7 protein-coding genes are annotated in these 8,146 nt (G+C 65.1%); 5 read left to right on the plus strand and 2 right to left on the minus strand.

The features are described from left to right. Positions 1-39: 39 nt before the first annotated feature. The gene (locus tag AC13FW_RS07635) at positions 40-843 is read right to left on the minus strand and encodes a UDP-2,3-diacylglucosamine diphosphatase (protein ID WP_481510286.1); all 804 of its coding nucleotides are present in this window, start codon (positions 841-843) and stop codon (positions 40-42) included. Continuing rightward, entirely contained in the window at positions 840-2,552 is a 1,713-nt protein-coding gene (gene olsF / locus AC13FW_RS07640; RefSeq protein ID WP_296247201.1) for a bifunctional ornithine lipid synthase OlsF, read from the minus strand. The genes AC13FW_RS07635 and olsF overlap by 4 nt, the downstream gene beginning before the upstream one ends. Before the next feature lie 194 nt (positions 2,553-2,746). Between olsF and metK the strand changes: the two genes are divergently transcribed. The 5 genes from metK (at position 2,747) to AC13FW_RS07665 (ending at position 8,067) form a co-directional block, all read left to right on the plus strand. Then, complete coding sequence (gene metK, locus AC13FW_RS07645; RefSeq protein WP_296247203.1) at positions 2,747-3,982, plus strand: methionine adenosyltransferase; 1,236 nt, start codon at positions 2,747-2,749, stop codon at positions 3,980-3,982. Positions 3,983-4,111: 129 nt separating this feature from the next. Next, the gene (locus AC13FW_RS07650) at positions 4,112-5,326 is read left to right on the plus strand and encodes a DUF1444 domain-containing protein (RefSeq protein ID WP_482988710.1); all 1,215 of its coding nucleotides are present in this window, start codon (positions 4,112-4,114) and stop codon (positions 5,324-5,326) included. Positions 5,327-5,939: 613 nt separating this feature from the next. Next, positions 5,940-6,494 carry a CDP-alcohol phosphatidyltransferase family protein gene (locus tag AC13FW_RS07655; protein ID WP_482988711.1) on the plus strand — a complete coding sequence of 185 codons (555 nt, stop codon included), beginning with the start codon at positions 5,940-5,942 and terminating at the stop codon, positions 6,492-6,494. Continuing rightward, entirely contained in the window at positions 6,494-7,087 is a 594-nt protein-coding gene (locus AC13FW_RS07660) for a lysophospholipid acyltransferase family protein (protein WP_481534154.1), read from the plus strand. The genes AC13FW_RS07655 and AC13FW_RS07660 overlap by 1 nt, the downstream gene beginning before the upstream one ends. 77 nt (positions 7,088-7,164) lie before the next feature. Next, a complete protein-coding gene (locus AC13FW_RS07665; protein WP_481534184.1) occupies positions 7,165-8,067 on the plus strand; it encodes a phosphatidate cytidylyltransferase in 903 nt (300 codons plus the stop codon). Positions 8,068-8,146 lie beyond the last annotated feature (79 nt).

The raw sequence follows: 8,146 nt of genomic DNA on the forward strand, positions 1-8,146 counted from the left end.
ATAGCCGCCCAACGGGTGAGGAAGAAGCCAGCCGTGCGATCAGGCCGCCTGCGCCTGCCGCAGGCTTCCCGGCAGGCAGACCAGGCTGCGGCCGGAATGATCGAGCAGGCGCAGGCTGCCATCCGGGTCTTCGGCCAGCGCGGTCAGGCTTTCCACCCAGTCGCCGTCGTTGGCATAGACCAGGCCATCGCGCTCGACCAGCGCCGCGCGATGGATGTGGCCGCAGATGATGCCGTCCAGCCCGCGCCGGCGTACGTCGGCCAGGCCGGCCTGCACGAAGCGCTCGATATAGCGTTCGGCCGCACCGCTTTGGCGCTTGAGGAACTCCGACAGCGACCAGTAGCGCAGGCCAAGCCGGCGCCGCGCGGCGTTGAACAGGCGGTTGCCGGTGAGGATGCGGTAATACAGCCAGTCACCAAAGCGCTCCTGCAGCCCACCGAAGTGGGTGGCGCCGTCATAGTCATCACCATGCACGACCAACAGGCGCCGGCCATCGGCGGTGGTGTGGATGGCTCGGCGCCGCACCTGCATGGCCGGCAGCATCAAACCGCAGGTGCGCCGCAGTGGCGCATCGTGGTTGCCGGGGATGTAGATGATCTCGGTGCCGGCGCGACGCAGTGCATGCAGCGCTTCGATCACCTCGTTGTGTGCCTGCTGCCAGGTTGCGCGCTTATGCGAAAGCCACCATAGATCGACGATGTCGCCGACCAGATACAGACGTTCGCAACGCAGGCTGGTGAGGAAGCGCGCCAGCTCCGCCGCATGGCAATGGCGCGCGCCCAGATGCGTGTCGGAGATGAACACTGCACGCCGATGCGGCGGCAGCACCGGCACCGCACTCATGCCGTTGCTCCGGCATCACGCAGATAGCGTTTGCGTTTGTGCGGGCGGATGGCCTGCAGGTCCACCTCGATCAGGCCGTCGATGGAATCACTGAAATCCGGGTCCACGCCGAACGCGAGGAAACGTGCGCCACCGGGTTCGCACAGATCGGTGTACTGCCGGTACAGGGTCGGCACGCTGGTGCCCAGCGTCGCCAGGTTGGCCTTGAGCACATCGAACGCGGCCTGCGTATCCAGCTCGCCGAAACTCGGTGGCGCGGCGAAGTACTGGAAGGGCCGGTTCGACTCGGCCAGGCTGCGGGCGGCGCCGTAGTACTGCTGGTAATAGGCCACCAGCTGCTCGCGCGCCTCGCGCGGCAGCGCGGCACTGATCGACACCGCGCCGAACAGATAGCGCACGCCCGGTTGGCTGGCGAGGTAGGCGCCGATGCCCTGCCACAGGTAGTCCAGGCTGCGGCTGCCCCAGTAGTCGGGCACCACGAAGCTGCGGCCCAGCTCCATGCCCTCGGCGATGCGCGGGATGGCATCGTCCGAGTAGCGGAACAGGCTGGCGGTATACAGGCCCTGCAGGCCACTGCGCGCCAAGGCCGGTGCGCCGCGCATCACCCGGTAGGCACCGGCGATGCGCTGGGCGGGCGCGTCCCAGACCACGATGTGCTGGTAGAGCGGGTCGAAGTCATCCAGGTCCCGGCTGCGGCCGGTGCCCTCGCCCACTTCGCGGAAGGTCAGCTCACGCAGCCGACCCAGCTCCAGCAGCAAGGGTGAGTTGGCGGCGCAGTGGGCCAGGCGGATCTGCTTGCCGTCGCTGGTCTGGCCGAGCAGCTCAGTCGTGTCGATGGCAGCGGCGACATCGGCCACAGCTACCGGCTCGGCCAGCGGCTGCGGGCCGTCCTCGCGCAACTCGGCGTTCTGCTGCTCCCTGCCCAGCGCGTACAGCGCCTCGCGCACCGCCTGCAGCTGCCGCGCCGGGTCCTGCTGCGCGTCCAGCCGCATCAGCTGGCCGATCTGCAGGCGCAGCGGGCGCTTGCGGCGGGCAAACATCTCCCGCGCCAGCAAGGCGGTACCTGCAGGCTTGAACAGCGCCGAGGCGCCGTAGAACAGGGCCGAGTTACGCGCCTGCACCCGCACCGGCAGCACCGGCGTGTCGCAGGCGCGGGCGAAACGGACGAAACCGCGGTTCCAGCGGCCGTCGCGGATACCCTGCAGCGACAGCCGCGAGACCTCACCGGCCGGGAACACGATCACGCACTGCTCGGCCTGCAGCGCCTGTTCCACCGCCTGCAGGCTGGCCCGCTGGGCACGGCCGCCGAGGATGCGAACGGGCAGCAGCAGCTCACGCAATGGTTCGAGCTCCAGCAACATGTCGTTGGCGATGATCCGCACGTCGTTGCGGACCCGGCCCACCGCGTCCAGCAAGGCCAGCGCATCCAGCGCCCCGGACGGGTGGTTGGCGACGATCAGCAGGCGGCCGCTGGCCGGAATCCGCGCCAGCGCCGCCGCATCCACCGCATAGCCGGCGTCCAGGAAGCCCAGCGCGGCGCTGACGAAGGCAAAGCCCTGCAGCCCGGCGCTGCGCTGCAGGAAGGCGTCCATCTGGTCGAAACGTGACCAGCGCCCCACTGTGCGCAGCAATGGCCGGGCCAGGTGGCGGCGCGGGCCGTGGAACCAATCGGGGTAGCGTTGCTGCAGGCGCTGCGCGATCTGTTGCATGGCAAGGTCTCCCTGTCGGCCCATTGGCCGGGAGCCTGCGCCCGCTACAAGGCAGGCTGGTTGCGGTTTTGCGGCAATCCGGTGACCGTGCCTTAACCGGATGGCAACAGACACTTCGGCACTATTCCGTCAAGGTGCCGACCGTGTATGATGCGCGCCCATCTTTCCATCCGAATCAAGGGATATATAGCCCGATGTCCAGCTACCTGTTCACCTCCGAATCGGTCTCCGAAGGCCATCCGGACAAGATTGCCGACCAGATCTCCGATGCGGTGCTGGACGCGATCCTGGCCCAGGACAAGCGCGCCCGCGTGGCCTGCGAAACCCTGGTCAAGACCGGTGCGGCGATTGTCGCCGGCGAAGTGACCACCTCGGCGTGGGTCGATATCGAAGAACTGACCCGCAACGTCATCAACGAGATCGGCTACGACAACTCCAATGTCGGCTTCGACGGCCACACCTGCGCCATCATCAACATGCTGGGCAAGCAGTCGCCGGACATTGCTGCCGGCGTTGACGGCACCAACAAGAAGGCCAAGAAGCCGGAAGAGCAAGGCGCTGGTGACCAGGGCCTGATGTTCGGCTATGCCTGCAACGAAGCCCCGGAATTCATGCCGGCACCGATCTACTACTCGCACCGCCTGGTCGAGCAGCAGGCCAAGGTCCGCAAGAAGAAGAACTCGCCGTTGCCGTGGCTGCGCCCGGACGCCAAGAGCCAGGTGACCCTGCGTTACGGCCAGGACGGCAAGATCGAAGGCCTGGACGCGGTTGTGCTGTCGACCCAGCACGATCCGGGCGTGAAGCAGAAGGACCTGGTCGAGGCCGTGCGCGAGCACATCCTCAAGCCGGTGCTGCCGAAGGCATGGCTGGACAAGCTGCCGAAGAACAAGGTGCACATCAACCCAACCGGTATCTTCGTGATCGGCGGTCCGGTGGGCGATTGCGGCCTGACCGGTCGCAAGATCATCGTCGACACCTACGGCGGCATGGCCCGTCACGGTGGCGGTGCGTTCTCCGGCAAGGACCCGTCCAAGGTTGACCGTTCGGCCGCTTACGCTGCCCGTTACGTCGCCAAGAACGTGGTTGCCGCTGGCCTGGCCGACAAGTGCGAAGTGCAGGTCTCCTACGCCATCGGCGTGGCCGAGCCGACCTCGATCTCGGTCACCACCTTCGGCACCGGCAAGATCCCGGACGCACAGATCGAGAAGCTGATCCGCGCCCACTTCGACCTGCGTCCGTACGGCATCATCAAGATGCTGGACCTGATCCACCCGATGTACCAGCAGACCGCTGCCTACGGCCACTTCGGCCGCAAGCCGAAGGAATTCTCGTACGTCGACGGCGACGGCAAGACCCAGAACGCAACCGCGTTCTCCTGGGAAAACACCGACCGTGCCGAAGCCCTGCGCAAGGCTGCAAAGCTGAAGTAAGTTCAGCGGCAGGTAAAAGCACCACCCGGACGGGCCGCGCAAGCGGCCCGTCTGCTTTTTGTACAACCGCGCTTGCCAAGCACCGACGCGCCCGCACACCATTGCTCTGCATACACAGGGAGCGTTGGCATGTTTTCAGCATTTTTCGGCAATCTCTTCAAAGACAAGCCCGACCCGGACCGGTTTGCCCGCAAGTTCATCGACGCGGTGCGCAGCAATGGCTACCCGCATGAACTGGAGTACGAGGCGGATACCTTCCGCATCCGCCATGCCAACGGTTCCTACTTCAACCTGCACAACGCCTACCACGCCTATCTCGGCGCCCCGCGCGGGCAGCAACGCAAGGCATTGCTGGCCTTCAGCAGCTTGCTTGGCGTCCACGAAAAAGATGACGCGATGAGCTGGGAGCAGGCCCGGCCCTTGCTGCGCCCCTTGATCCGCAGCATCACCCAGTTGGAAGAGATCAACCTGCACCATGCCGAACAGGATGGGTGGGATGCCCCTCCAATGCAGCTCAAATACCGGCGTCTGAGCGAGGAATGCGTCGAGCTGCTGGCGGTAGACCACCCCGACCATACCGCCACCCTCACCCGCGGCCCGGAAGAAGCCTGGGGTGTGGATTTCGACCAGGCCTTGAGCATCGCGCGCAGCAATCTGCGGGAAAGCCCTGATGAGCCCTTCGTCGAGGTGCTGCCCGGCGTCTATCAGGCCGCATGGGGCGATGCCTATGACAGCAGCCGCGCACTGCTGCCTGACCTGCTGCATCGGGTGCCGGTCGCCGGGCTGCCGGTGTTCATGCTGGCTACCCGCGACGTATTGCTGGTCACCGGCGAAGGCGACCTGCAGGGGCAGGCGCAGATGCTGGAGTTGGCCGCCAATGCGTTTGCCGATGGACGTGTGATCTCGTGGGAGGTGCTGCGCTACGACGACGGCCAGTTGCATGCACACGTGCTGGCGGATGCGGGCCTGCGTGAGCGACAGCGGCAGCTTCGGCTGGAACTCGACGCCGAGGCCTACGCGTTGCAGAAACAGTTGTTGGAGCGCGTGCACCAGAAGCATGAGGAAGATGTGTTTGTTGCCAGCTTCATGGTCCACAGCGACGACCATGTTTCGCTGTGCGCCTGGACCGATGGAGTTGCCAGCTCACTTCCCCGCACCGACCGCCTGGTGCTGGTAATGCCAGTGGAGGATGGGGAAGCTGAGACCCTGATGGTTGATTGGGAGCAGGCGCAACCCGTCCTTGGCCACTTGCTGCGTGAAGACATCCGGCACATCCACCCGCCGCGTTATCTCACGCTTGGTTTCCCAGATGCAGAGACACGCGCGCGACTGCAGGCGGTTTGAGCTGGTTTCCTCCGCTTGTGGTGTTTGAGCAAAGAAGGCTGCCTACGAGGACAGCTTTTTGGGCTTTGGCTTTGGCTTTGGCGTTGGCGTTGGCGTTGGCGTTGGCTTTGGCTGCTGCCTTTGCCTTTGCTTTTGCTTTAGCCCTTCTCCCGCCTGCGGGAGAAGGGTTGGGATGAGGGCAGCTTTGGCTTTGGCTTTGGCGTTGGCGTTGGCGTTGGCTTTGGCTTTGGCGTTGACTCTTGATCCAGCAAAAACAGAAGCTAAACCCCCCTCATCCGCCCTCCGGGCACCTTCTCCCGCACGCGGGAGAAGGGACAGCAAACAGCAACTGCCGAAGCGACCGCCAAAGCCAAAGCCAGAGCCAGAGCCAGAGCCAGAGCCAAAGCCAAAGCCAACAGCCAACGGCCAACGGCCAAAGCCAAAGCCAAAGCCAAAGCAGAAGTCGAGCCCAGGGCCGCTCTCAAAGCCCTCCGACAGCCCGACCTCAGCAGCCCCACGCCCTCCGCCCTGTTCCCCATAACGACCAATGCACTACCATCGGCCCATGGGAAAGGAAGACCGTAGACCAATTGCCGCCCGTTCCACCGGCTGGGCTCGCGCCCTCAGCGCCGCGTTGGCACGCTCATCAATCACGCCGAACCAGATTTCGGTACTCAGCATCTTCTTTGCTGCAGGTGGCGCAGCTGCGCTGTTGTATTGCCCCGGCATAACCGGGCTGATCGCCTGCGCCGTCAGCGTCCAACTGCGTCTGATCTGCAATCTGCTTGACGGCATGGTCGCAATGGAAGGTGGCAAACAGACGCCAACCGGCGCGCTCTACAACGAGTACCCCGACCGCATCGCCGACTCGCTGCTGATTACCGCGCTCGGCTATGCCGCCGGCATGCCCTGGCTGGGCTGGCTCGGCGCATTGCTGGCCGCGCTCACCGCCTATGTACGCCTGTCCGGCGCCAGCCTTGGTCTGGCCCAGGACTTCCGCGGGCCGATGGCCAAACAACACCGCATGTTCGTGCTCACCGCAGCCTGCGTGCTGGCCATTATCGAGCAGCTGAGCACGCACACGCATTACGTATTGCCTGCCGCCGCCATCATCATCGCCGCCGGCTCGCTGTTGACCTGCATCACCCGCACCCGCGCCATCGCCACGCAGCTCAAGGCAGGCAACTGATGCTCTCCAGCCTGCTGGTCGCCGCGGTCAAGATCTTCATTGGTGCCTACCCGCGCTGGGTCGGCAGTCGCCCCAACGACACCCAGCGCATCTACTTCGCCAACCACGCCAGTCATCTGGATACGGTGGCGTTGTGGTCGGCGCTACCGCCAGCCCTGCGCGAGCACACCCGCCCAGTCGCCGCGCGCGATTACTGGAGCAAGGGCGTGCGCAAGCTCATCGCCGACAAGGGCTTCAACGCAGTGCTGATCGAACGAGACCGCAGCAAATGCGAAGGCGATCCACTGCAGCCTTTGCATGACGCGCTGGACGCTGGTGATTCATTGATCCTGTTCCCGGAAGGCACCCGCAACCACGAACCGTTGCCACAGCCGTTCAAGGCCGGCCTGTTCCATCTGGCCCAGCAGTACCCGCATGTGGAGCTGGTACCGGTGTATCTGGACAATGCTCGTCGCGCGCTGCCCAAGGGCAGCATGGTGCCGGTGCCGCTGGTATGTACGGCACGCTTCGGCGCACCGCTCACCCGCGTCCCCGGTGAAGACAAGGCGCAGTTCCTGGAACGCGCACGCAACGCGGTGGTGGAGCTGGCATGAACAACGTTTTCCAACAATTGCCGCTGGGCAGTTTCCTGCAGCAGGCCATCGACCGCGCGCCACCCAGCTTCTGGTGGATGATCGGTGGCGTGTTTGGCGTGCTGATACTCGCCAGCTCGATCGGCTTCATCCTCGGCCGGATCAAGCCAGGCTCGGTGGTCGACAACCTCAACGCCCGCATCCGTGCGTGGTGGGTAATGGCCGCCGTGCTGCTGTTCTGCTTCGTGCTCGGCAAGATCGCCACGCTGGTGTTCTTCGGCCTGCTGTCGTTCTTCGCCCTGCGTGAGTTCATCTCGCTGACGCCGACGCGCCGTGGCGATCACCTGGCGCTGTGCCTGTGCTTCTACATCGCCATCCCGTTGCAGTACTGGCTGATCGGCATCGACTGGTACGGCCTGTTCGTCATGTGCATCCCGGTGTACGGCTTCCTCGCCCTGCCGGCGGTATCGGCACTGTCTGGTGACACCGAGAACTTCCTGGAGCGCAACACCAAGATCCAGTGGGGCGTGATGCTCACCGTGTTCTGCCTCAGCCATGCGCCGGCACTGATGCTGCTGCGTATTCCCGGCTACGAAGGGCAGAACCTGATGCTGCTGTTCTACCTGCTGCTGGTGGTACAGCTCAGCGACGTGCTGCAGTACGTGTTCGGCAAGCTGTTCGGCAAACACCTGCTCGCCCCCTTGGTCAGCCCGTCGAAGACAGTTGAAGGCCTGGTCGGTGGCGGTATGGCGGCGACCGGCGTGGGCGCGGCGCTGTGGTGGATCACCCCGTTCTCACCACTGCAGTCGGCGGCACTGTCGCTGCTGATCGTGATCTGCGGCTTCCTTGGCGGACTAGCGCTGTCGGCGGTGAAGCGCAGCCTCGGCGCCAAGGACTGGGGCGAGATGATCGAAGGCCATGGTGGCATCCTGGACCGGCTGGATTCGGTGGTGTTCTCCGCGCCGGTGTTCTTCCACGTGGTGCGCTACAACTTCCAGTGAGGCCCTGTAGTGGGGGGGGGGGGGGGGGGGGGGGGGGGCCGGGCCGCGGGCGCCGCCGCCCCCGCAGAGGGGCGGCCCC

Source organism: Stenotrophomonas sp. 21LCFQ19, from assembly GCF_056861425.1.

Bases quoted from the DNA above. Each gene is read 5' to 3' on its own strand.
- AC13FW_RS07665 (WP_481534184.1), top strand. From the start codon at position 7,165: ATGATCGGTGGCGTGTTTGGCGTGCTGATACTCGCCAGCTCGATCGGC.
- metK (WP_296247203.1), top strand. From the start codon at position 2,747: ATGTCCAGCTACCTGTTCACCTCCGAATCGGTCTCCGAAGGCCATCCG.
- AC13FW_RS07660 (WP_481534154.1), top strand. From the start codon at position 6,494: ATGCTCTCCAGCCTGCTGGTCGCCGCGGTCAAGATCTTCATTGGTGCC.
- olsF (WP_296247201.1), bottom strand. From the start codon at position 2,552: ATGCAACAGATCGCGCAGCGCCTGCAGCAACGCTACCCCGATTGGTTC.
- AC13FW_RS07635 (WP_481510286.1), bottom strand. From the start codon at position 843: ATGAGTGCGGTGCCGGTGCTGCCGCCGCATCGGCGTGCAGTGTTCATC.
- AC13FW_RS07650 (WP_482988710.1), top strand. From the start codon at position 4,112: ATGTTTTCAGCATTTTTCGGCAATCTCTTCAAAGACAAGCCCGACCCG.